This is a genomic window from Rhizobium sp. SRI_017 (assembly GCF_057586295.1).
Map to the genome: position 1 here is coordinate 112505 of NZ_JBYCZP010000014.1, position 22817 is coordinate 135321.

A 22817-nucleotide genomic window follows, 5' to 3' on the forward strand; every position below is an offset into this window, starting at 1 on the left:
TTGAGGCTTGGCGCCGTGACCGGGTGGGATTGATGGCAACGCAAGAAAGGCACATGTTTCATGGCTCTCTATGAACACATTTTCCTTGCCCGGCAGGATATAGCCGCTCCGCAGGTCGACACGCTCGTCGAGACCTACAAGGGCGTGATCGAATCCCTCGGTGGCAAGGTTGGTCGTATCGAGAATTGGGGCCTCAAGTCCCTCACCTACCGCATCAACAAGAACCGCAAGGCCTTCTACGTCATCATGGACGTCGACGCTCCGGCTGCAGCGATCCAGGAAGTCGAGCGCCAGCAGCGCTTCAACGAAGACATCCTGCGCTTCATGACCGTCAAGGTCGAAAAGCACGAGGAAGGCCCGTCTGCCATGATGCAGAAGCGCGACCGCGACGACCGTCCGCGCCGCGAAGATGGCGACCGTCCATTCCCGCGTCGTGATGGCGACCGTGGCGATCGTCCGCCGCGCCGCGATGGCGACCGTCCGTTCCGTCCGCGCGAATCGTAAGGAGATCCTGATATGGCTGACACTTCATCCGCTTCGGCCGGAGCACGCCGTCCGTTCCATCGCCGCCGCAAGACCTGCCCCTTCTCGGGCCAGAACGCACCGCGGATCGACTACAAGGACGTCAAGCTGCTGTCGCGCTACATTTCCGAGCGCGGCAAGATCGTACCGTCCCGCATCACGGCCGTTTCCCAGAAGAAGCAGCGCGAACTGGCCCAGGCCATCAAGCGCGCCCGTTTCCTCGGCCTGCTGCCCTACGTCGTCGCTTAATAGGCGACTGACTCGTTGCGAGAGCATGGCTCTCCGGCAACTGACTCTGCGGAAGGCGAATATCGCCTTTCGCCTCCCTTCCAGGATGGGCCTGGATCGGAAAACTCTAAATCCCATGTTGGGGACCTGAATCTTTTTCTCAGGAACTTCCCCTAACTGCTTCATTCGATTGAATGGACAGGACAGCGAGACCTGATGAACAAGACTGCCAACCCCGTTGTGATCGGCATCATTGCCGGACTGGTCGCTGCCATTGGCACGCTCGGTTCGCTCAGCATGCCGCTTTTTGCGCAGCTGGTTGCCATGATCGCGCTTTTCATGGCTGGCCTCGGTTTCGGTCGCGTCGCGGGCCTCGTGGCGGTTGCCACGGCCGCTGTCGCGCTCGGCGTCTATACGTCTTCCGTCTTCGCCACCTTCATCTTCGCAATCACGCTGCTGCCGGCGGCCGTGATGAGCCAGCTTGCACTGCTCGCCCGTCCGGCGAGCGAGATCGGCGGGCCGGACCAGGCACTCGCCTGGTATCCGCTGTCGGACATTCTTCTCGCCGGCGCCATGATCACGGCGGTTGCGGCCATCACGCTGCTGCTCCTTCAGCCGGTCGACGCACTCTACTCGGTCGTGATCGACCGCGCGGTGGAAGTCATCGGCGGGGCGAATCCCGAGATGGTGATCACGCCGGAGCAGAAGGCCGAGGTGCTTTCGATGCTCAAGGTCTTCGGCCCGGTGTCGCAGAGCTTCGGCAACATGATCATGCTGTTTGCCGGCTTCTATTTTGCAATGGTGATCCTGGCGGCCATGAAACGCAACGTTCGTCCGCGGGAAGATATCCGCGTGGCGTTGCGCATGAGCCGCATCTCCGTCGTGGTCTTCTTCGGCGGCCTCGCGCTGATGCTGATCGGCGGTACTGCCGGCATAATCGGCGCGAGCTTTGCCGGTGCCACCGGTGCGGGCTTCACGCTCGCGGGCTTCGCCGTCATCCACAATGCGCTGCGCGACAAGACCTTTGCGCTGCCGGTGCTGGTGCTTGTCTACATCATCACCTTCATCATTCCCCCTCTCGTGGTGCTCGTGGCACTGGCGGGTGGGCTTGCGAATCCGCGTCGGGCCATCGCGCTCACGCCGAATAAACCCAATGAAACTTCCGAAACCAAGAACTGAAAGGAACTCCTGTCATGCAAGTCATTCTCCTCGAACGCGTCAACAAGCTCGGCCAGATGGGCGAGACCGTGAAGGTCAAGGACGGCTACGCCCGTAACTACCTGCTGCCGCTCGGCAAGGCACTGCGCGCCAACGAAACCAACAAGAAGCGTTTCGAGACCGAGCGTGCAACGCTGGAAGCCCGCAACCTCGAGCGCAAGTCCGAAGCTCAGAAGATCGCCGACAAGCTCGAAGGCAAGTCCTTCGTCATGGTCCGCTCCGCCGGCGAAACCGGCCAGCTTTACGGCTCGGTCGCAGCCCGCGACATCGTTGAGGCGCTCGAAGCCGAAGGCTTCAACATCGGTCGCAACCAGGTCGACCTCAACACTCCGATCAAGACGATCGGCCTGCATGAAATCAAGCTGCACCTGCATGCCGAAGTCGAGATCGAAATCTCGCTCAACGTCGCCCGCTCGGCCGACGAAGCCGCCCGCCAGGCCAAGGGCGAGAGCCTGACCTCGGCCGACGCCATCTACGGTGTCGACGAAGATGCCCTGAAGCCGGAAGATTTCTTCGATGCCAGCGAAATGGAGCCGGGCGAAGAAATGTAAGAGCATCCAGCTCGTCATTTTCGCATTCTTTGAGACGCCTCCGGGAACTTTCCGGGGGCGTTTTTGCTTTTTTGGCGTTTTCGGGAGGTGCGTGGTCGGTGGGTTTTGCCCCGTCGATGTTAACCATATCACAAAATTGAATGCGAAGATGTGCATTCTTGAACATTTGACCAGTCAAGCCCCATTGAAAAGTGGCAATTCTTTGTTAGATTTTACCTTCTGTTAATGTTTTGGACATGCTTACCGCCCGGTGCGCATCCATTACGCATCGGTCACCGGCCTGCTGTGAGTTGTACGTAGTTATGCGTGGAGCTGGCATATGAACCGCATTCTGGACCGTTTTCTGCATTCAATCGTCCGCCAAGGACATCTCATCATCACCTACGCCAATGGAGCCAAGCGAACGTATGGCGGCGGCATTGGCAAGCCGGTGCACGTTCGTTTCAACGCCTCGAAGGCCGAATGGCTCGTCGCTTACGACCCCGAGTTCTATCTGGGGCATTGTTACGCAGAAGGCATGCTCGACATCGTCGAGGGCGACATGTACGACCTGCTCAAGACAGCTTTCACCGGCAATCCGGATGGCGGGCTCCGATTCAAACCCTGGATGAAGCTGCTCGCAAAGATCCGCTATGGATTCCGCTTCTTCCGGGAAAACAACGTCACATCGCGCGCGCGCAAGAACGTGCAGCACCATTACGACCTGACCGGCGAGCTCTACGACCTGTTCCTCGATGCTGATCGGCAATATTCCTGCGCCTATTTCGAGACGCCGGAAACCGATCTCGAGGAGGCCCAACTCGCCAAGAAACGCCATATTGCCTCCAAGATGGTCATGAACCGCCCGGGCCTTTCTGTGCTCGACATCGGTTGTGGCTGGGGCGGCATGGGGCTTTATCTCGCGCGCAATCTGGGAGCCAAGGTCAAGGGCGTCACGTTGTCGGACGAACAGCTCGCAATCGCCCGCAAGCGCGCGCGCGATGGCGGGCTCGACGGCGACATCCGCTTCGATCTCCAGGATTATCGCCATGTCGAGGAGAAGTTCGACCGCATCGTGTCGGTCGGAATGTTCGAGCATGTCGGCCGGCCCTACTACGACACCTACTTCAAGAAGTCGGCGCAGCTCCTGAAAAAGGACGGCGTGATGCTGATGCACACGATCGGCCGTGTCGACGTGCCAACTGCGACCAATCCGTTCATCGACAAATACATCTTCCCCGGCGGCTACATCCCGTCGATGTCGGAAGTGATGACCTCGATCGAGCGCTCTGGCCTCACGATCACCGACGTCGAGGTGCTGCGGTTGCACTATGCCGAGACGCTGAAGGCCTGGCGCGAGCGCTTCATGGCACGGCGCGAAGAAGCCAAGAAACTCTACGACGAGAAATTCTGCCGCATCTGGGAGTTCTATCTCGCCTCTTCCGAAAGCGCCTTCCGCTGGCAGGGGTTGGTGGTGTTCCAGTTCCAGCTCGCCCATGACCAGCAGGCGGTTCCGCTGACCCGCGACTACATCCAGGACGCGGAAAACTGCCTGCGCCAGATCGAGAAGAAGAACGACGCCGGCTCGATCCGCTTCCCGCACGAGGCGGCCGAATAGGCCGATTCTCGCCGAACGTTTTGAGAAGCCTGCATCTTTGCATGCAGGCTTCATTGTTCTATATATGTTCCGAAAGCTTGGCGTAATCGAGTCAATGGAAAGATGCGTCAATGGTAATCTTATCCACCGTTGCCCCAAACTGTGGACATCGTCCAAAAGTCAACGATTGGTTAAGATTTCCCTGCGTCTAGGAGTGGCCCGGTCTATAGGATCGGGTGAATCACGACAGATCTATGACGGGACAGACAATGAAGGATGTTGCGCGGAAACTAGCCGCCATCAGCAATACTGAGGCGACGCCGCATTATCGCGAGGCGCCCGGCAACCTTGAAGCGGAACAGGCGCTGCTGGGAGCAATCCTGGTCAACAATGACGCCTTCTATCGCGTCTCGGATTTCCTGAAGCCCGTGCACTTCAATGAGGCGCTGCATCGCCGCATCTATGAGGTCGCGGGCGACATTATCCGCATGGGCAAGATCGCCAATCCGGTGACGATCAAGACCTTCCTGCCCGCCGATGACAAGGTGGGCGAGATGAGCGTGTCGCAATATCTCGCCGCTCTGGCGGGCTCGGCGGTGACGATCATCAACGCGGAGGACTATGGCCGGGCGATCTACGATCTGGCGCTCCGCCGCTCGCTGATCACCATCGGCGAGGACATGGTCAACATCGCTTACGACGCGCCTCTGGACATGCCGCCGCAGACGCAGATCGAGGACACCGAGCGCCGCCTGTTCGAACTAGCCGAGACCGGCCGCTACGACGGCGGCTTCCAGGCCTTTTCGGACGCCGTGGCCCAGGCGATCGACATGGCGGGCGCCGCCTTCGAGCGCGACGGCAATCTTTCGGGCGTTTCAACCGGCATTCAGGCGCTCGATGCCCGCATGGGCGGGCTGCAGAAATCGGACTTGATCATCCTTGCCGGCCGTCCCGGCATGGGCAAGACGTCGCTTGCCACCAACATCGCCTACAATATCGCGGCAGCCTATGAGCCGGAAGTGATGCCCGATGGCTCCTTCAAGCCGAAGAATGGCGGCGTGGTCGGCTTCTATTCGCTCGAAATGTCGGCCGAACAGCTCGCAACCCGCATTATCTCGGAGCAGACGGAAGTGTCGTCCTCCAAGATCCGTCGCGGCGACATCACCGAGGCCGATTTCGAAAAGCTCGTCGCCTGCTCTCAGATGATGCAGAAGATCCCGCTCTTCATCGACCAGACCGGTGGTATCTCGATCGCCCAGCTCGCGGCCCGCGCCCGTCGCCTCAAGCGCCAGCGCGGCCTCGACGTGCTGGTCATCGACTACGTCCAGCTGATGACAGGCTCGAAGAAGGCCGGCGAGAACCGCGTGCAGGAAATCACCGAGATCACCACGGGCCTCAAGGCGCTCGGCAAGGAACTCGGCGTGCCGATCATCGCGCTCTCCCAGCTGTCACGTCAGGTGGAAAGCCGCGAAGACAAGCGCCCGCAGCTCTCCGACCTGCGCGAATCCGGTTCGATCGAACAGGACGCCGACGTGGTGCTCTTTGTGTTCCGCGAGGAATATTACGTCAAGAACATGGAACCCCGCGATCCCGACGATCCGAAATACACCGAATGGGAGCAGCAGATGGACAAGGTGAAGGGCACAGCCGACGTGATCATCGCCAAGCAGCGCCATGGACCGACCGGCACCGTCAAACTCGCCTTCCAGGCGGAATTCACGCGGTTCACCGATCTCGCGGATCAGAGCTTCACCCAGTATGAGCATTGAGGAAAGGGCGGCGGCGATGCCGCCCGCCTTGCGTCAGCCGATCAATCTCAGCGTCGGCTGCTCAGCCAGATAGCGCATGGCATCTTCGGCGCTGAGCGGCTTGGAGAAATGATAGCCTTGAACCAGGCCTGCACCCAAGCCATGGACCACGGCAAGTTCGGCGGATGTCTCGACGCCCTCGACGACGGCGTCGAGTTCCATGTCGGCGCAAAGGGTCAACAGCGACTTGACGATCTTGAAGCTCGCCGGCTGGTTCTGGATGTCGCGGACGAAGCTGCCGTCGATCTTGATCTTTGTGAGCGGCAGCTTGTGGATATGGTGCAGGCTCGAATAACCTGTGCCGAAGTCGTCGAGCGCAACGCCGCAGCCCAAGCGCCGCAGCAGCTGGACTGAAGCCTGCGCCTGGTCGAAATCGTGCATCACGGCCGTCTCGGTGATCTCGAAGACGATGCGCGCCGGGTCGATCCCACTGCCGCTGACGATGCCGACGATGCGCAGCATGCCCTCGGCTGAAACGAGATCATGCGCGGAAAGATTGAAGGACAATATCATGCCTTCGGGCCATGTCTTGGCCTGTTCAAGCGCCTGTTCAAGCAGCAGCCGCGTGATCATGGTTATCCGGCCGCTATGCTCGGCCACCGGCACGAATTCGGCGGGCGACACCTTGCCGATCAGCGGGCTTTCCCAACGCGCCAGCGCCTCGAAGGCGACGCAGCGGCCGGTCGCGGCGTGGACGATGGGTTGATAGACCATGGAGAGTTCGCGCTTGAAGTCAGCCGCCGCCATAGCGTCCTCGACCACTTTCTGGCGGGAAAGCTCACCTGCCTGCTGCGCATTGAAGACAACTACGCCGGCGCGGTGATGGCGCTTTGCGGTGTAGAGGGCATAGTCGGCCCGTTCGTAGAGCGCTTGGCCATCCGTGCCGACATCGGGAAAGATCGCAAAGCCGATCGAACCGGTGACCTGCACGGTTCCACCGCCGATATTGATTGGTTCACAAATGGCTTCGCAGATCGCGGATCCCAGCTTGTGTACCTCCGCCTCACCCTCAGGGCCCTGGAAAAGGACGCCGAATTCATCTCCGCCCATCCGGAACACGCAGAGCCGATCCGACATATGTCGCGATAGACGGTCGCCGATCTCCACGAGAACCTTGTCGCCCGCCGCGTGGCCATACATGTCGTTGACGGGCTTGAAGCCATCGAGATCGATGACCCCGACGACCAGCGCTTCCCCCGCCATACGGGCATGGTTGAAGCGGTCTTCGAGCGAGCGGAAGAAGCTGCGACGGTTCTGGAGCGAGGTGAGGCTGTCCAGATTTGCCAGCCGAAGATTTTCATCGGACAGGGCCTGAAGTGCCAAGCGAGATTCGTTGAGCCGGCGGAAATCCCGATAATGCGTCATCAGGATCGCGATCATCGCGATAGTGACGAGAATGACATTGACGCCCATCGCAATGAAGGTCGGCCCGCCCATGATCAGCATGGTCACGAGGAAGGGCACGTTGACGATCACGGTGACCGCAAGCGCAGCAGAACGCAGATGCATCAGGCAGAAGATGCAGCCGATGACGGTGATCGCCATGAAGAAGGCGACGTGGCTGCGCTGGGCCGCATCGCCATAGGGCAGCAGCATCAACGCCCAACCCGTGAAGATCACAGTGATCGGGCCGGTAACAAGATTCGTCGACCAGAGCTTCCGATAAGCCTCGACGGCGTCGACCTTCCTGTTGGCCGAGCGCAGCCAGGTGATCATTCGCCCGAAGCCGATCGCGCCCATGACGCCTGGCAGAAAATAGACGAGCCATGCCGGAGCCACGGACGCATGCGTCGACGCAAGGGCCACCATGTTGGTCAACAGGATGGCATACATCAAGGGGACTTGTTTCGAAAACGCATCGTACTGCGCAACGGTCAGCGCAGGGTTGTCCTTAGGGACAACAAAGAGCCGAACGGCCTCCCTGAATAGGCTTCTCACGACAATTCTCGTCATCAACTACCGCGTCCCACCCAACCAACAGGCATTTTGCCGTGCAACGCGTCGCCAAGCAGCGCTCCGGTTGCAATTCCGGAAAGAATACGACGAATGATCTTAAATTACCCATAACATGCGGCGAATCTGCAACCGCCTGATCGGAAGAGTTGCGAGCGGTGGGAAGGACGTTGGGATCTGATCGGTTTCATGACAGGCAATCCCATCGGCGTAAGTGGAATTGCATGCGAGTGCGAACCTTCAAAGCGCCGCCATTCTTAATGCCACCACCGTGGCCACGCCGACTGCGACGGACAGCAGCAACGGCAACCGGAGCGCTACAAGAGCCGTCATCGCACAAGCAATGGTTTCAGCCCAACCGGTTGCAAGTGCGGTCGGCGCGATGACCGCCATCAGAACGGCAGGCGGGATGGCGTCGAGCGCCTCCCGCGTCTCCTCGCCGATCGAGAGATAGCGGAGAAGGAATATCCCGGAGACGCGGGTCAGGATCGTCGCGGCCGCCATGGCGAGGATGGCGAGGAAAGTATTGAGATCGAGCGTCATTGTGTCACCGCCACCTTTCTGAAGCGACCGGCGCCAAAGGCTGCGACGAGACCGGCCGCCGCGCCCGCTGCGATGTACCAGGCGCCAGGCACCGTGAGATAGACCGCGATTGACGCAAGCGCGCTGGCGAGCAGCACCAACCCGGTGGCTGGCCCTTTCCAGAAGCTCATGACCAGCACGATGAAGACGGCGGGAAAGGCAAAATCGAGCCCGATCAGCGCCGGATCACCGAGAACGGCGCCGAGCAGCGCGCCGGCAAGGCTACAGACCAGCCAGTTGAGATAGAAGAGCACCGACAGGCCGGCGAAGAAGGCCGGCGTCAACGGGGCCTTGCGTGCTCGGGCCTCGGCCATCGCCCAATTCTCGTCCGCCATGACGAGGGCACTGGCATATTTCTGCCAGGGTTTGAAGGCCTCCATCTTGCGGCCGAGAGAGGCGCCCATCAGCACGTGACGGATATTGACGAGAAAGGCCGCGAAGCCGAGCGTGGTCCAGCTCGCCGGATGGGTCCAGATGTCCATCGCGACGAATTGCGAGCCGCCGGCAAAGACGAGCGCGCTCATGAGCAGCGTCTCGAGCGGCGAGAGGCCCTTACCGGCCGCGACCGCGCCGAAGACAAGGCCGATCGGCATGGCCGCCACCAGGACCGGGGCGATTGATTTCAACCCGGCCAGAAATTCCGATTTCCAGTTCATGCATCCTCCGAAGATTGGACATTCGGATAACGCATGCCGACGCATCTGGTCTTGAATGAAAGTGCTCGACCGCCGAAAATCAGCCCTTGCGGAACGCCGCCGGCGTGACGCCGGTGCGCGCCTTGAAATGGCGCGTCATATGCGCCTGGTCGGCAAAGCCGCATTCCAGGGCGGTGTGTGTCGGCGATGCACCATCGCGCAGCAGGCGCCGGGCGTGGCGCACCCGCATGTCGGTCTGGAAGGCATGCGGCGTAATGAAGAACTCGCGGCGGAAAGCGCGGATCAGGTGCGCGCGGCTGAGGCCCGCGACTCCGGCCAGTTCCTCGAGGCCGATCTCGCTCGTGAAATTCTCGGCGATGTAATCGCGCGCGCGGCCTGCCCCGGTCCGCCCGGTTTCGCCTGGCGGCGAGATGATGACGCTGCCATAGCGCGCGAACATGCGGGCGAGAACGCCATACATCGCTTCCTCGGCGAGGAGCTGGTCCGTTCCCGCCTCCACCAGCCGGTGTGCGCGCTGGAAATCGAGCGCCAGCGCCTCGTCGCGCAGCAACTGGCGCGAAAAGCTCGGCGTGCCCTGGAACGCGCGACCCGTCACGTCTTCCAGAATGCCGGTCAGGAGTTCGATATCCGGATAGATCATCCGGTAGCGATAACCCTCGCTGACACCGGGCGCGCCATCATGGATCTCGCCGGGGTTGAGCAGGTAAAGCGCGCCAGGGCCGGTATATTCCTGTTCGCCGCGGATGCGGGCGATCTGGCAGCCGGCTTCGATCGCGCCGATCGAGAATGTGTCATGGGCGTGCGGGGCGAATTCGTGGGTGACGAAGGTCGCGGCCATGCATTCCATGTTCCGGAAGCGGTTGGCTCTCCAGAAGGCTGTCCTCTCCCGTTCGGTCACCGGAATGGCTTCGGTGGCCTCCGCCTGCGAAACGTTCTGCATCGGCAATGCATATGTCATTCCGACAGGCAGGTCTTGAACAAAAGTTGCATACTTGCCGTCGCGGAAACGAAGGATTATGAGCGCGAGCATGGATCAGACGCTCGTAAAGCCCAAAGCCTTCGACATCGCTGCCGCCCGTGTCACCATCGATACGGCTGCGGTCGCCGCCAATTGGCGAACCCTTGCGAAGATTTCCGGCGAGGCCGAGACGAGCGCCGTGCTCAAGGCGGACGCCTACGGGTTGGGTGCCGAGCCGGTGGCGCGGGCCCTCTCCCGTGCCGGCTGCCGCACCTTCTTCGTGGCGACCGTTCCCGAAGGTGTCCAGCTTCGCGCCGCATTACCGGAGGCCCGTATATTCGTGCTCCTCGGTTTCTGGCCGGGCTGGGAGGCGTCGATCATCGCCTCGAATCTGGTTCCCGTCCTCGCATCATCCGAACAGCTCGCCACCTTCCGCGCGATGTGTCGCGACCACGCCTTCGCGCTCAATTTCGACACCGGCATGAACCGCCTCGGCTTCACCCTCGATGAGGCGCCCGCTCTCGCGGCGATGGCTGAAAAGCCGGTCCTGGTGATGAGCCATCTCGCCTGTTCCGACGAGCGCGACCATCCGCTCAACATCCTCCAGCGGGAGTCTTTTCAAGAGGTTCGCCGCTGCTTTGAAGGTGTCGAGTCAAGCCTTGCGAGTTCCGGCGCCATCTATCTTGGCCCGGATTATCACTGCGACCTGACCCGCCCCGGGATTGCACTCTATGGCGGCGAGCCGATGTCGGGTGAGGCCAACCCTATGCAGCCGGTCGTGCATGCGGAGGCACGGATCCTGCAGATTCGGCAGGCAAAGGCTGGCGAATTCGTCTCCTACGGCGCGACGCACAGATTGGACCGCGACAGCCGGCTCGCCGTGATCGGCGCGGGCTATGCCGACGGCTGGCAGCGCGCGCTGTCCGGCTCCGGCGTCCCGCTGAGGCAAGGGGCCAAGCCGGGTGGATATGGCTTTGTCGCCGACTGCAGAGTGCCCATTCTCGGCCGGGTGACGATGGACCTGACGACATTCGACGTTACCGATGTCGCCGAAAAGGACGTCCGGACAGGCGATTACGTCAGCCTGTTCGGAAATGGAATCACGCTGGACGACGCGGCACGGTCGGCCGGCACGATCGCTTATGAATTGCTGACGAGCCTCAGTCAGCGCTACGAGCGGCGGTATGTGTAGGAGTTGAAATCCTGAGAGTTGGGCATAAGATGTGCCCCATAACTGCGGAGCGCTCATGTCCAACAAGCAGAAGCCGGACGTACCAGGGGACTTCAAGGCAGCGGTGCGAAGCCGTCGCGCCGACCGATTGGCCAGGCCTGCCGCCGAACGGGAAGAGGAAGAGCGTCTTTACAAGATGAAAACGCCGAGGCGTTTGCCTCGCTCAACGCATGGGTTGAGGAGCACGGGCTTCCGTTGGCAAAATATCGTCAGTTCTGATGGCCCAATTCGACGTCTATTCCCTTCCAAACGATCAGGGCATGCTGTTCGTCGATCTCCAGTCAGGTGCTGTCGATGAGTTCAACACCCGCCTCATGGCGCCGCTGATTCCACTGGATCCAGGAATCAAGCCATTGAGACGGGTCAATCGGGAACTGACCTTCGACTCCAGAACTTTTCTATTCATGTCGCAACTCATGTCGGCCGTCCGAACCCGGGATCTTGGCAAACCAATCGGCAATATCGAAGACCAGCGCGATCGGATCGTCGGCGCCCTCGACGTTCTGTTCGTCGGCGTCTGATGGCAAGACAGCCCCGCCTCCACACCCTTTCCACCTTGAACAAGGTTGAGTGTGACCCCATTTCGCGCTAGTCCGGTGCCGGTCATCAGGAGCCAGAGAACCGAATGAGCCTTATCAACACCTTCCGCAAGACACTCGTGCCGATCCATCCGGAAGGGCACAAGTTCATTGTCGCCTTCTTTGCGGTGTCGTTGATATTAGGATTCCTCTGGATGCCGTTATTTTGGGTCGGCATGATCTTCACCGCCTGGTGCGCTTATTTCTTCCGGGACCCCGAGCGCTCGGTGCCGCAGGAGGACGACTACGCGATCAGCCCGGCCGATGGCACGGTGTCGCTTGTCGCGATGACGGTGCCGCCTGAGGAACTGGCGCTCTCCTCCGAGCCGATGCTGAAGATCTCGATCTTCATGAATGTCTTCAATTGTCATGTGAACCGCGCCCCGATGAAGGGCACCATCGATCACGTGGTCCATCGCGAGGGCAAGTTCCTCAATGCCGATCTCGACAAGGCCAGCGAAGACAACGAGCGTAACGGCCTGGTGATCGATTCGGCCCATGGCCGGATCGGGGTCGTGCAGGTCGCCGGCATGGTTGCGCGCCGCATCGTCTGCTGGGTCACACCTACTATGCATGTCGATGCCGGCCAGCGCTTCGGCCTCATCCGCTTCGGCTCGCGGCTCGACGTCTACCTACCCGAGGGCTTCACACCACGCGTCACTGTTGGCCAGTCGGCCATCGGCGGCGAGACGGTTCTTGCAGAATTCGGCAGCGACAAAGGGCCGGTGCTCAGCCGGCGCATGTGAGGTACGGCGATGGATAGCGCAGCGACACCGCCCGGCAGCCAGAAAGACGACGGCTCTCGCGGCCCCCGATTGCGGGAAATCCCGCTTCGCATGATGGTGCCGAACCTGATCACGGTCCTGGCGATCTGCGCGGGCCTGTCCGGCATTCGCCTCGCCTTCGAAGGCCGCTATGAACTCGCCGTATCGATGGTGTTGCTTGCTGCCTTCCTCGACGGCATCGACGGCCGCATTGCGCGGATGATGCGAGCGACGTCGAATTTCGGCGTGCAGATGGATTCGCTCGCCGACATAGTCAATTTCGGTGTCGCGCCGGCGCTGGTGCTCTATGTCTATGTGCTCGACCAGGCGCGCTCCTTCGGCTGGATCGCTGCGCTGATCTTCGCGATCTCCGCCGGCCTGCGCCTGGCACGTTTCAATGTGATGGTGGACCGGCCCAACAAGCCGAAATGGCTGTCGGAGTATTTCGTCGGCGTTCCCGCACCGGCCGGCGCGTTGCTCGTCATGCTGCCCGTCTATGTCGGCTTCCTCGGCGTCGAGCCGTCGCCGATCTATGCTTACGCGTCCGCGGCCTACACCGTGGCGATCGGCTATCTGCTCGTCTCGCGCATTCCCGTCTGGTCAGGCAAGGCACAGGGCATGATCCGGCGCGAGAACGCCCTGCCCTTCATCCTCGTCGTCGTCGTCTATGTGGCGCTCTTGATGAGCTTCACCTGGGAAGTGCTGGCGGCGACGTCGGTCCTCTATCTCTGCACGATACCGTTCGGCGCCCGCGCGTGGCACCGGAAATTCGGCTCTCTTCCGCCGTCGGAAATCCATGTCGAAGAAGGAGTCGTGCCCGACGATGGCACCCCTCCCCTCGATCCCTCAGACGGCAGGGCTCGCGACTAGCCGGCTCGTCGCCGCATAATCGACCTTGCCGCTGCCCAGCACCGGGATGGCGTCGACATTGACGATATCGTCGGGGATCATCATTTCGGTTGCGCCATAGCGTTTCGAATAGGCGATGAGCTCGTCCTTGCGGGCCGGCGACTGCGTGGTGATCAGCACGATGCGCTCGCCGCGCCGCTTGTCGGGAATGGCAATCGCGGCGTGATCCGCCTCCGGCCAGAGTTGCTTGACCATCATCTCGACGGCTCCGAGCGAAATCATCTCGCCGGCGATCTTGGCAAAGCGCTTGGCACGGCCCTTGATGGCAATAAATCCGTCAGTGTCGACCGAAACGATGTCGCCCGTGTCGTGCCAGTTTCCGTCGCGCAACTGAAGGACGCCGGGCCGGTCATCCTTCATGTAGCCGAGCATCAGGTTGGGGCCCGAAACATGCAGACGGCCGCCCTCTTCGATGCCTTCCACCGGATCGATGCGCATTTCCATTCCGGTCAGCAGACGACCGACCGTTCCGTCGCGACTGAAGGTCGAGGAATTGACGGCAACGACGGGCGAGCACTCCGTCATCCCGTAGCCCTCGACGATCAATGCTCCGAAGCGCTCGCGATACATCTTGCGCGTCTCCGGCTTCACCGCTTCGGCACCGGCAACGATCATCCTGAGGCTGTCGAAATCGCCGTCCTTGGCGGCGCGTGCGTAGCCGTTGAGAAAGGTGTCCGTACCGAACATGACGGTAGGCGCCACCTTGCGCGCCACCGTGGGAATGAGCTTGTAGTGCAGCGGCGATGGATACAGGAACAGCCGTACGCCATAGAAGAGTGGCAGGAAAGCGCCCCCGAGCAGTCCGAAGGAGTGGAACAGCGGCAGCACGTTGAAAAGCGTATCGGTGCAGGAGAAGTCGATCCGGCTATCGACCTGCGCAGCATTGGCCATGAAGCTGCGGGAGGACAGCACGACGCCCTTCGGTGTCCCCTCGGAACCCGATGTGAAGAGGATGACGGCTGGGTCTTCGGCATTTCTTGCCACGAGCCGCCTGCGCCAGAACAGGAACGCCTTTGCCTTCTCCATCCTGGTGATTGTGTCCCTGACGTCCTCGATATTCACGACCTTGACGCCGGCCTGCCGGATGCGCTCCACCAGTTCGCCGAGATCGGCCTTTTCGATGAAGCTTTTCGATGTCAGCACCATGCCAATATTGCCGGTCGAAAGCGCCGACAGAACGGATGCCGTGCCTGCGGTGTAGTTCAAGAGAGCCGCAACGCGGCCGCCGGACAGGATGGCAAAGAGAGCTACGACGATGCCGCTGGAGTTGGGGAGCATCAGGCCGATCGCGGCACCCGGCTTGCTATCCGCCGCAAGCCGAACGCCGAGCGCGCGTACGCCGATCAGCAGCTTCCCATAGGTCAGCCTGCTGCCAAGCGCGTCCTCGAGAATTTCCCGTGACGGGCCATAGAGCCGCGCCGCCGCGACCAGTGCCTCGAACAGCGTGACCTTCAGGTTCACCGAGTCGAACTTGGCCCGCGCCATGCCGTCGAGCATGGCGGTCGAATAGCCGTCGTCGTGATTGCCGGCGAGCGAGAATTCCGGGCCGGCGGTGATCGTTACCTGAGGCAGCAGGCTGCGCGGCGCTTGTTCTCGGCTGAGCACTGAGAAGAGCGAGAAGCGTGTGCCGCGTAGGAAGATCGGCACGATCCTGGCATTGGCTTCGCGCGCGGCGGTTCCCGCATCCTCGAGCAGTTGCATTGTGGCGCTGGAAGCCTCAATCTGCGGCGGCAGGTATAGGCAGGCAATGCCCTGCCCAGCCATGACGGACTTGAACAGCGTCAGCGCGTGTGTCGTGTCGCCACCCTGGCTGGCATCGACCTGAAAAGTCTGGGCAGGCAGGAAGGCACGAAGGATGTATGTGTCGAGCCGCGATTGCGCAGGCACGCAATAGACCAATGGCCCACGCGATTCGAGCTTGGGATCGAAGCCGAAATGCCGGATTCCGAGGAAAAAACGATAGAGCGTGAACCGGATCGCCTGTGAATAGGTGATACCGCCAGCACCTTTTTCACGCGCCGCGGCGATAAGCCAGGCGACGATCGCGGCGAACAGGACGGCGAGAATTGCAGTCTCCAAACCTTTTCCTCCCAAGGGGACGAGAGCAACCGCGGATCAGTTACTTAGCCAAGTTCTGGAGCCAGATGAAGAGGGAGGAAATGCGGCAGCCAGCCGAACTTAGGGCATCACGTAATCGGCGAAGCGCTTTTCCCTGACGATGTAGAGCTTGCCGGTTTCACGCATGTCGGGACCAGCAAGAGCCGCGATCTCTTTGGCCACATCGGAGGGATGCGGCACCGTCGCAGGATCCTCGCCCGGCATCGCCTGGGCCCGCATCGCCGTGCGGGTCGCGCCGGGGTCGATGCTGACGATGCGGAGCGGCAGGCGTTCGGTCTCGGCAGCCCAGGTGCGGGCCAGCGCCTCGACGGCGGCCTTGGAGGCCGAATAGGGTCCCCAGAACGGCCGGCATTTGTGGGCGGCTGCGGACGACAGCAGCAGCGCGCGGCCAGCCTCGGACTTCTGCAGCAGCGGGTCGACCGAGCGGATCAGCCGCCACGTTGCGGTGACATTGACCGCCATCACCTTGTCGAAGACCTTCGCCTCGACATGACCGATCGGCGAGATCGTGCCAAGCACGCCGGCATTGGCCACCAGGATGTCAAGCTTGCCCCAGCGTTCGAAGATCGCGCCGCCCAGTGCATCGATCGCCTTCATGTCGGTCAGGTCCATCGGCACCAGGGTCGCGCCGCCGCCACCCTTCCGGATCTCGTCATCCAGTTCCTCGAGACCACCCACAGTGCGCGCCACGGCAATCACATGCGCGCCGGCGCGCGCGAGTTCGAGCGCCGTGAAATAGCCGATGCCGCGCGAGGCGCCGGTGACGAGCGCGATACGGCCCTTGAGGTCGATGGTCATGTTTCCCCTGCGATCGAATGCTTGGCAGAGCTTCCCGCCCTCCCATTTGTAAGGTGCGGCGGCCAGATCAGCCGTGGCTCACCATGACGGAGAGCTTGTTGCCCATCGCCTCGCCATCTTTGTCGAGCAGGCGGGTGGGATAGTCGCCGGTGAAATAATGGTCGGTGAACTGCGGCTTTGCATTGTTGCGCTTCTCGCCGCCGACGGCCTCATAGAGTCCGTCGATGGAGAGGAAAGCCAGCGAGTCGCAGCCGATGAACTTTGCCATGGCTGCCGCATCCGCATATTGGTTGGCCAGCAGCTTGTCCCTGTCCGGCGTGTCGATGCCGTAGAAGTCCGGATGGAAGATCATTGGGCTGGCGACGCGGATATGCACTTCCTTGGCACCCGCTTCGCGGATCATCTGCACGATCTTGACCGAGGTCGTGCCGCGCACGATCGAGTCGTCGACCAGAACGACGCGCTTGCCCGCGATCATCGCACGATTGGCGGAATGCTTGAGCTTGACGCCAAAGGCACGGATCTGCTGCGTCGGCTCGATGAAGGTGCGGCCAACATAGTGATTGCGGATGATGCCATATTCGAAAGGAATGCCGCTCTGCTGCGCGTAACCGAGTGCGGCGGGTGTGCCGCCATCCGGCACCGGCACGACGACATCGGCCTCGACAGGCGCTTCCTTGGCGAGATTGAGGCCCATATTCTTCCGCGCGACATAGACGCTGCGGCCGCCGACCACCGAATCCGGTCGGGCGAAATAGACATATTCGAACAGGCAGAGACGCTCGGGTTCCGGTCGCGCCTGCTTGCGGGATTCAATCGCGATGGTTCCGTCCGGCTGCGTTTCGCAGATGATGATCTCGCCATTCTCGACGTCCCGGACATATTTTGCGCCGATGATTTCGAGCGCGCAGGTTTCCGAACAGAAGATCGGCTTGCCGTCGAGGTCGCCCATGACCAGCGGCCGGATGCCGATCGGGTCGCGTGCGGCGATCAGCTTGGTGCGGGTGAGCGCGACCATCGAATAACCGCCTTCCATCTGGCGGATCGCGTCGATGAACCGGTCAGTCGTCGACGAGTGCCGCGAGCGGGCGATGAGGTGGAGCACGACTTCCGTGTCGGACGTCGACTGACAGATCGCGCCGGTCGAGATGATTTGGCGGCGGAGCGTCAGGCCGTTGGTGAAATTGCCATTGTGTGCGATGGCAATGCCGCCGACTTCGAGCTCGGCGAAAAGCGGCTGGACATTGCGGAGCGCCACTTCGCCAGTCGTCGAATAGCGGGTATGGCCGATCGCCATCTCGCCCGGCAGCTTCGCAAGCGTCGCCGGGTTCGTATAGTGATCGCCGACCAGCCCCATATGCTTCTCGGCCCGGAACTGCTTGCCATCGAAGGACACGATACCGGCGGCTTCCTGGCCGCGATGCTGGAGCGCGTGCAGACCGAGCGCGGTCAGGGTCGCCGCGTCGGGGTGCCCCAGAATGCCGAACACCCCACACTCTTCATGCAGGGTGTCGCCATCGAGTTCGTCTTCGAACCGGGAAAAACTGTCACTCATCGAAACTCGCCTTCATCAGGGGTCAGCGCCGGGATCTCTCTCGGCTATTGCTGCGGCGTCGTGGTGTCTTCCTCCGCCGGAGCCGTATCGGTCTTGTTATCGGCCGGTGCGGTATCCGTTGACGTTTCGGCAGGAGGCGTCGCGTTCTCCTTGCCGTCGTTCAGCTTCTCTTCGATCTTCTTCCGCAGAAGGGCTGCCACATCTTCCGGCAGTGCGTTCTTCAGCTTCTCCCCGAGATCGTCGAGAAAGGGCTTCGATTTCGAACCGGCGATCCAGGCCGGGTGATTTGTCGGCGGCACCCATTCATTGAAGAACTGGACAGCGACGACAATAATGAGGATACCCCGCGCGGCACCGAAAATGAAGCCCAGCGTACGGTCGAGCGCGCCGATACGACTGTCGATGATCATGTCGGCAATGCGCATGGTGATGAAGGAAATCACGATCAGTGCGATGAGGAAAATCGCCGCCGCCGAGGCGATGATGGCGAATTTCTCGTCGGCGATGAAATTCTTCGCGTAAGGCAGGCCGTAGGGGTAGAGCTTGTAGGCGGCATAGGCCGAACCGAACCAGCTTACCAGGGAGAGAACTTCGCGGGAAAAGCCACGAACCATGGCGAGAACGGCGGAGAACAGCACTACGGCCAGAACAATCCCGTCAAAACCTGTAATGGGCATATATCTCTCCAAACAACGGCGGGACGTATCCTACCGTTAACAAACCCTTTTTACGCGCCCATATAGCATCGGCGGTAGCCGAAACGAAAGTGTCAATCCGTGTCGTCTTCGGCACGGCCCACATGTTTCGACCCGGCAATGCCGACAACGAGGTCGGCGAGGCTCTCGATCTGCGTCCAGCGACCGGAAAGCCCTTTCGGCAGCTCCGCCGAACCCGATGGCAGCACGGCGGTCTGAAATCCTAATTTCTCGGCTTCTTTAAGGCGCACGCCGGTATGTCCGACCGGCCGGACCGCGCCCGACAGGCTGATTTCGCCGAAATAGACACAATCATGCGGAAGGGCAAGGGAGGCGAGCGAAGAAACCAGCGCCGCGGCGACCGCGATATCTGCCGCGGGTTCGGAAATGCGGTAGCCGCCTGCGACATTGAGGTAGACATCATGGCTGCCAAGCCTGACGCTGCAATGGGCCTCGAGCACTGCCAGGATCATCGCAAGCCGCGACGAATCCCAGCCAACCACGGCGCGACGCGGCGTGCCGAGCGAAGTCGGCGCCACCAGCGCCTGGACCTCGACGAGGACAGGTCGCGTGCCCTCGACACCCGCGAAGACCGCTGCGCCCGGCGACTTCGCATTGCGCTCTCCGAGGAAGAGCTCGGAGGGGTTGGAGACCTCGCGCAGCCCCTTATCGGACATCTCGAAGACGCCGATCTCGTCGGTCGGCCCGAAACGGTTCTTGACCGTCCGCATGATGCGGTGGTGGTGGCCGCGATCACCTTCGAAATAGAGCACCGCGTCGACCATGTGTTCGACCACGCGAGGACCAGCGATCTGGCCATCCTTGGTGACATGGCCGACCAGCACGATCGCGGCGCCGGTCTGCTTGGCAAAGCGGATCATGGCCTGCACGCCGACGCGGACCTGCGTCACCGTACCGGGCGCCGCTTCGGCAAGATCGCTCCATAGTGTCTGGATGGAATCGATGATGACGAGATCCGGACGCTTGCCGTCGGCGAGCGTGGCGAGAATATCCTCGACATTGGTCTCGGCGGCGATCAGCACGCCGGCGTCGGCGGCGCTCAAGCGCTGCGCGCGCAGCCGCACCTGCGCGACCGCTTCTTCGCCAGAGACATAAATGACGCGATGGCCCTTGCGGGACAGAGCCGCGGCCGCCTGCATCAGCAGCGTCGACTTGCCGATGCCGGGATCACCACCGACCAGCAGTGCCGAACCGCGCACGAAACCGCCGCCCGTCACCCGGTCGAGTTCGGAAATGCCGCATTCGATCCGCGGCGCCTCTTCGATGTCGCCGTCAAGGGTCGTTAGCGCCACCGGCCGGCCCTTCTTCGGGCTGCGGTTCGGCCCACCACCGATGCCCGCCGTCGGGTCTTCCTCGATGATCGTATTCCACGCGCCGCAGCCATCGCATTTTCCGACCCAGCGGGAATGCACGGCGCCGCAGTTCTGGCAGATGAATTGGGTGCGGGTCTTGGCCACTCTTGTTGAACCTTTACGAGGCGAGGCTATCGGTCGAGCGGCGTTGATTGCGATTTGAGCTTTTGCCGCGTGCCTCTGATGTCGAGGATCAGAACCCCATCGGAGACCGGCCTGTAGAAAACGAGATGCGCTTGATAGAGAAATCGCCGGATGTCCGCGCCAAGTTCTAACGCTTCTCGCCCCAGCAAAGGGTTGTCCGCCAGGAGCTCAAAAATATCGTGCAGCCCAAGAAAATATTCATCAGCCTGTGTCTCGCCAAAATTAAGAACCGAATATTCGTAGATGGATGCAATCTTCTGGTCCGCGATATTCGAAAGCCTATAGCGCGCCATTTGTCCGCAACTTTGCCTTCACATCCCCCATGATGTCCCGCACGTTTCGTTGGCTCATGCCACTGGCCCCACTCTCGGCGAGGCTGCTTCGAAGCTCTTCAGCGTCTTCAAAAGCGTATGGGATGGCCTCGTCCGCCTCGCTGAAGCCGGAAGGTGGAAACCCTGCCGCAGCAGAGGTCGTTGCGAGCGATTGACGTTTGAGAGCAGCCAACCCCGCATGAAGCAACTCCTCTTCATCGGCATACTTTCCGGCCGCGAGCTGGCCGTCAATGAACACCCGCTCGTCATGGGAAATGGAGATCGAAATCACGTTGTCGTCCATAGCCTTGTCTCGAGGTTCCTCGTTTCGACGGAAGCTACCAAACCAAGAACAAAATAGCAACACTCACTCTGCCGCCGGCGCCTTGCGTTCGACGACACCGAGATCGTCTTCCTCGCGCGCCTTCTTCAGCCGCTCCTCGGCCTCCGTGGCCTCGCGCTGGCGGCTCCACATCTGGGCATAGAGGCCGCCCTGCTCCAACAGATCGCTATGCTTGCCGCGTTCAGCGATGACGCCTTCCTTGAGGACGATGATCTCGTCGGCGTTGACGACAGTCGAGAGACGGTGGGCGATGACCAGCGTCGTTCGGTTCTTCGACACAAGGTCGAGCGCTGCCTGGATTTCCTGTTCGGTATGGGTGTCGAGCGCGGAGGTTGCCTCGTCGAGGATCAGGATCGGCGGAGACTTCAGGATGGTACGGGCGATCGCCACGCGCTGCTTCTCGCCACCCGACAGCTTCAGGCCGCGTTCACCGACCATCGACTTGTAGCCCTCTGGCAAAGACTCGATGAACGTGCCGATCTGGGCGATCTCGGCAGCCTGCACCACCTCGGCCTCGCTGGCCGAAGGGCGGCCGTAGCGGATGTTGTAGGCGATCGTGTCATTGAAGAGCACTGTGTCCTGGGGAACCATGCCGATCGCGGCGCGTAGAGATTTCTGCGTCACGTCGCGCACATCCTGGCCGTCGATGGTGATGGAACCCTGCTGGATGTCATAGAAGCGGTAGAGCAGTCGTGAGATCGTCGACTTGCCGGCACCGGACGGACCGACGACGGCCACCGTATGACCAGCGGGCACCTCGAAACTGATGCCTTTCAGGATCGGGCGCGCCGGATCATAGGCGAAATGCACATCCTTGAAGGCGATGGCACCTGAGCCGACGACAAGCGGCTTGGCGCCGGGCTTATCCTCGATCTCGGCATCGACCTCCAGGAGGTCGAACATCTGCTCGATATCGGTGAGGCCCTGACGGATTTCGCGATAAACGAAGCCGATGAAATTGAGCGGGATCGACAGTTGCATCAGCATGGCGTTGATGAAGACGAAATCGCCGATCGTCTGCGTGCCGTTCTGCACGGCAAGCGCCGACATGACCAGCATCACCAGCGTGCCGATGCCGAAGATCACGCCCTGGCCGAAGTTCAGCCAGCCGAGAGAGGTCCAGACCTGGGTCGCCGACCGCTCGTATTTCGCCATGGAAACATCGAAGCGCTTGGCCTCCATCTCCTCGTTGCCGAAGTATTTGACGGTCTCGAAATTGAGCAGCGAGTCGATCGCCTTGGTGTTGGCGTCGGTGTCGGAGTCGTTCATGTCGCGGCGGATGTTGATCCGCCAGTCGCTCGCCCTTATCGTGAACCAGATATAGACATAGACGGTGAAGGCCGTGACGCCGAGATAGGTCAGGCCGTAGCCCCACCAGAAGATGATGGCGGTGAGGATGAATTCGATCAGCGTCGGCGCGGTGTTGAGGATGGTGAAACGGACAATCGTCTCGATGCCTTTGGTGCCGCGCTCGATCACACGCGACAGCCCGCCGGTGCGGCGCTCGAGATGGAAGCGCAGCGACAATCTGTGCAGATGGACGAAGGTCTTGAAGGCGAGTTGCCGCACGGCGTACTGGCCGACACTGGCAAACATTGCATCGCGCAGCTGGTTGAGACCCCACTGCAGCAGCCGCGCGACATTATAGGCGATGACAAGCATCAGCGCGCCGAGCATGAACTCGGGCAGCAGGCCGGGCGCATCAAGCTTCCCGTTCAGCGCGTCGGTCGACCACTTGAAGAAAAAAGGGACGGCGAGAAGGATGATCTTGGAACCGAGCAGGTAGAGCGTGGCCCAAACCACCCGCATTTTCAGGTCTGCCCGCTCCGACGGCCACATATAGGGCCAGAGGTTGCGTATCGTCTGCAGCGTCCTGCCGGATTCGGCGGAGACGGTCTTTTTTTGCGATGCCATGCAAATCACCGGAGGGAGCGAACGAGTTGGGC

Annotated in this window: 23 protein-coding genes; 11 read left to right on the forward strand and 12 right to left on the reverse strand. The window is 61.3% G+C overall.

Translation table 11 applies throughout. The features are described 5' to 3' along the window. Positions 1–60 precede the first annotated feature (60 nt). From rpsF to AC2YI2_RS25670, 6 genes are all read left to right on the forward strand, one after another. Positions 61–504: a 30S ribosomal protein S6 gene (rpsF, locus tag AC2YI2_RS25645; RefSeq protein WP_487389354.1), complete on the forward strand. Its 444-nt coding sequence runs from the start codon at positions 61–63 to the stop codon at positions 502–504. A gap of 12 nt (positions 505–516) precedes the next feature. Continuing rightward, positions 517–771, forward strand: coding sequence for a 30S ribosomal protein S18 (gene rpsR, locus AC2YI2_RS25650; protein WP_487389355.1), 255 nt, complete (start codon positions 517–519; stop codon positions 769–771). A 195-nt stretch (positions 772–966) separates the two neighbouring features. Further along, positions 967–1929 (forward strand): YybS family protein, encoded by a 963-nt coding sequence (locus AC2YI2_RS25655; RefSeq protein ID WP_487389356.1) that lies wholly within the window; start codon positions 967–969, stop codon positions 1927–1929. 14 nt (positions 1930–1943) lie between these two features. After that, a complete protein-coding gene (rplI, locus tag AC2YI2_RS25660) occupies positions 1944–2519 on the forward strand; it encodes a 50S ribosomal protein L9 (protein WP_487389357.1) in 576 nt (191 codons plus the stop codon). Positions 2520–2838: 319 nt separating this feature from the next. After that, positions 2839–4116: a cyclopropane fatty acid synthase gene (locus AC2YI2_RS25665; protein WP_487389358.1), complete on the forward strand. Its 1278-nt coding sequence runs from the start codon at positions 2839–2841 to the stop codon at positions 4114–4116. Positions 4117–4364: 248 nt separating this feature from the next. Then, positions 4365–5864 (forward strand): replicative DNA helicase, encoded by a 1500-nt coding sequence (locus AC2YI2_RS25670; RefSeq protein WP_487389436.1) that lies wholly within the window; start codon positions 4365–4367, stop codon positions 5862–5864. A gap of 33 nt (positions 5865–5897) precedes the next feature. On the opposite strand, the gene AC2YI2_RS25675 is transcribed toward AC2YI2_RS25670, so the two are convergent. The 4 genes from AC2YI2_RS25675 to AC2YI2_RS25690 all read right to left on the reverse strand — a co-directional run bounded on the left by AC2YI2_RS25675 (position 5898) and on the right by AC2YI2_RS25690 (position 10034). After that, on the reverse strand, positions 5898–7841 hold the full coding sequence (locus AC2YI2_RS25675) for a putative bifunctional diguanylate cyclase/phosphodiesterase (RefSeq protein ID WP_487389359.1): 1944 nt from the start codon (positions 7839–7841) through the stop codon (positions 5898–5900). A 255-nt stretch (positions 7842–8096) separates the two neighbouring features. Next, positions 8097–8399: an AzlD family protein gene (locus AC2YI2_RS25680; RefSeq protein WP_487389360.1), complete on the reverse strand. Its 303-nt coding sequence runs from the start codon at positions 8397–8399 to the stop codon at positions 8097–8099. Continuing rightward, entirely contained in the window at positions 8396–9094 is a 699-nt protein-coding gene (locus AC2YI2_RS25685) for an AzlC family ABC transporter permease (protein ID WP_487389361.1), read from the reverse strand. The genes AC2YI2_RS25680 and AC2YI2_RS25685 overlap by 4 nt, the downstream gene beginning before the upstream one ends. Positions 9095–9173: 79 nt before the next feature. Next, on the reverse strand, positions 9174–10034 hold the full coding sequence (locus tag AC2YI2_RS25690; RefSeq protein WP_487389362.1) for an AraC family ligand binding domain-containing protein: 861 nt from the start codon (positions 10032–10034) through the stop codon (positions 9174–9176). Between the two features lie 88 nt (positions 10035–10122). Here AC2YI2_RS25690 and alr point away from each other — a divergent pair, with 88 nt between their 5' ends. The 5 genes from alr to pssA all read left to right on the forward strand — a co-directional run bounded on the left by alr (position 10123) and on the right by pssA (position 13495). Further along, entirely contained in the window at positions 10123–11244 is a 1122-nt protein-coding gene (gene alr, locus AC2YI2_RS25695) for an alanine racemase (RefSeq protein ID WP_487389363.1), read from the forward strand. 126 nt (positions 11245–11370) lie between these two features. Next, positions 11371–11502: a type II toxin-antitoxin system CcdA family antitoxin gene (locus tag AC2YI2_RS25700; RefSeq protein WP_487389437.1), complete on the forward strand. Its 132-nt coding sequence runs from the start codon at positions 11371–11373 to the stop codon at positions 11500–11502. Further along, positions 11502–11804 (forward strand): CcdB family protein, encoded by a 303-nt coding sequence (locus AC2YI2_RS25705; protein WP_487389364.1) that lies wholly within the window; start codon positions 11502–11504, stop codon positions 11802–11804. The genes AC2YI2_RS25700 and AC2YI2_RS25705 overlap by 1 nt, the downstream gene beginning before the upstream one ends. Positions 11805–11908: 104 nt before the next feature. Next, the gene (locus AC2YI2_RS25710) at positions 11909–12607 is read left to right on the forward strand and encodes a phosphatidylserine decarboxylase (protein ID WP_487389365.1); all 699 of its coding nucleotides are present in this window, start codon (positions 11909–11911) and stop codon (positions 12605–12607) included. A gap of 9 nt (positions 12608–12616) precedes the next feature. Continuing rightward, positions 12617–13495, forward strand: a complete 879-nt coding sequence (pssA, locus tag AC2YI2_RS25715) for a CDP-diacylglycerol--serine O-phosphatidyltransferase (RefSeq protein WP_487389366.1) — start codon at positions 12617–12619, stop codon at positions 13493–13495. Here the strand turns inward: pssA and AC2YI2_RS25720 are convergent. From AC2YI2_RS25720 to AC2YI2_RS25755, 8 genes are all read right to left on the reverse strand, one after another. Beyond that, positions 13472–15613, reverse strand: a complete 2142-nt coding sequence (locus AC2YI2_RS25720; protein ID WP_487389367.1) for an AMP-binding protein — start codon at positions 15611–15613, stop codon at positions 13472–13474. The two genes, pssA and AC2YI2_RS25720, sit on opposite strands and share 24 nt — an antisense overlap. Positions 15614–15712: 99 nt before the next feature. Then, complete coding sequence (locus tag AC2YI2_RS25725) at positions 15713–16450, reverse strand: SDR family NAD(P)-dependent oxidoreductase (RefSeq protein WP_487389368.1); 738 nt, start codon at positions 16448–16450, stop codon at positions 15713–15715. A 67-nt stretch (positions 16451–16517) separates the two neighbouring features. Next, positions 16518–18005 carry an amidophosphoribosyltransferase gene (gene purF, locus AC2YI2_RS25730; protein ID WP_487389369.1) on the reverse strand — a complete coding sequence of 496 codons (1488 nt, stop codon included), beginning with the start codon at positions 18003–18005 and terminating at the stop codon, positions 16518–16520. Between the two features lie 44 nt (positions 18006–18049). Next, complete coding sequence (locus AC2YI2_RS25735) at positions 18050–18682, reverse strand: CvpA family protein (RefSeq protein WP_487389370.1); 633 nt, start codon at positions 18680–18682, stop codon at positions 18050–18052. Positions 18683–18774: 92 nt separating this feature from the next. Further along, positions 18775–20178, reverse strand: coding sequence for a DNA repair protein RadA (gene radA / locus AC2YI2_RS25740; RefSeq protein ID WP_487389371.1), 1404 nt, complete (start codon positions 20176–20178; stop codon positions 18775–18777). A 26-nt stretch (positions 20179–20204) separates the two neighbouring features. Further along, positions 20205–20510 carry a type II toxin-antitoxin system RelE/ParE family toxin gene (locus tag AC2YI2_RS25745; RefSeq protein ID WP_487389372.1) on the reverse strand — a complete coding sequence of 102 codons (306 nt, stop codon included), beginning with the start codon at positions 20508–20510 and terminating at the stop codon, positions 20205–20207. Beyond that, entirely contained in the window at positions 20497–20832 is a 336-nt protein-coding gene (locus tag AC2YI2_RS25750; RefSeq protein WP_487389373.1) for a hypothetical protein, read from the reverse strand. Before AC2YI2_RS25750 ends, AC2YI2_RS25745 begins: the two co-directional genes overlap by 14 nt. 63 nt (positions 20833–20895) lie before the next feature. Further along, positions 20896–22785, reverse strand: coding sequence for an ABCB family ABC transporter ATP-binding protein/permease (locus AC2YI2_RS25755; protein WP_487389374.1), 1890 nt, complete (start codon positions 22783–22785; stop codon positions 20896–20898). Positions 22786–22817 lie beyond the last annotated feature (32 nt).

Excerpts from the sequence above, each read along its gene's own strand:
- AC2YI2_RS25670 (WP_487389436.1), top strand. The coding sequence starts at position 4,365 with ATGAAGGATGTTGCGCGGAAACTAGCCGCCATCAGCAATACTGAGGCG.
- AC2YI2_RS25745 (WP_487389372.1), bottom strand. The coding sequence starts at position 20,510 with ATGGCGCGCTATAGGCTTTCGAATATCGCGGACCAGAAGATTGCATCC.
- AC2YI2_RS25665 (WP_487389358.1), top strand. The coding sequence starts at position 2,839 with ATGAACCGCATTCTGGACCGTTTTCTGCATTCAATCGTCCGCCAAGGA.
- rpsR (WP_487389355.1), top strand. The coding sequence starts at position 517 with ATGGCTGACACTTCATCCGCTTCGGCCGGAGCACGCCGTCCGTTCCAT.
- AC2YI2_RS25705 (WP_487389364.1), top strand. The coding sequence starts at position 11,502 with ATGGCCCAATTCGACGTCTATTCCCTTCCAAACGATCAGGGCATGCTG.
- AC2YI2_RS25655 (WP_487389356.1), top strand. The coding sequence starts at position 967 with ATGAACAAGACTGCCAACCCCGTTGTGATCGGCATCATTGCCGGACTG.
- pssA (WP_487389366.1), top strand. The coding sequence starts at position 12,617 with ATGGATAGCGCAGCGACACCGCCCGGCAGCCAGAAAGACGACGGCTCT.
- alr (WP_487389363.1), top strand. The coding sequence starts at position 10,123 with ATGGATCAGACGCTCGTAAAGCCCAAAGCCTTCGACATCGCTGCCGCC.
- AC2YI2_RS25725 (WP_487389368.1), bottom strand. The coding sequence starts at position 16,450 with ATGACCATCGACCTCAAGGGCCGTATCGCGCTCGTCACCGGCGCCTCG.
- purF (WP_487389369.1), bottom strand. The coding sequence starts at position 18,005 with ATGAGTGACAGTTTTTCCCGGTTCGAAGACGAACTCGATGGCGACACC.
- AC2YI2_RS25685 (WP_487389361.1), bottom strand. The coding sequence starts at position 9,094 with ATGAACTGGAAATCGGAATTTCTGGCCGGGTTGAAATCAATCGCCCCG.
- AC2YI2_RS25690 (WP_487389362.1), bottom strand. The coding sequence starts at position 10,034 with ATGCAGAACGTTTCGCAGGCGGAGGCCACCGAAGCCATTCCGGTGACC.
- AC2YI2_RS25755 (WP_487389374.1), bottom strand. The coding sequence starts at position 22,785 with ATGGCATCGCAAAAAAAGACCGTCTCCGCCGAATCCGGCAGGACGCTG.
- AC2YI2_RS25710 (WP_487389365.1), top strand. The coding sequence starts at position 11,909 with ATGAGCCTTATCAACACCTTCCGCAAGACACTCGTGCCGATCCATCCG.
- AC2YI2_RS25680 (WP_487389360.1), bottom strand. The coding sequence starts at position 8,399 with ATGACGCTCGATCTCAATACTTTCCTCGCCATCCTCGCCATGGCGGCC.
- AC2YI2_RS25750 (WP_487389373.1), bottom strand. The coding sequence starts at position 20,832 with ATGGACGACAACGTGATTTCGATCTCCATTTCCCATGACGAGCGGGTG.
- rpsF (WP_487389354.1), top strand. The coding sequence starts at position 61 with ATGGCTCTCTATGAACACATTTTCCTTGCCCGGCAGGATATAGCCGCT.
- AC2YI2_RS25735 (WP_487389370.1), bottom strand. The coding sequence starts at position 18,682 with ATGCCCATTACAGGTTTTGACGGGATTGTTCTGGCCGTAGTGCTGTTC.
- rplI (WP_487389357.1), top strand. The coding sequence starts at position 1,944 with ATGCAAGTCATTCTCCTCGAACGCGTCAACAAGCTCGGCCAGATGGGC.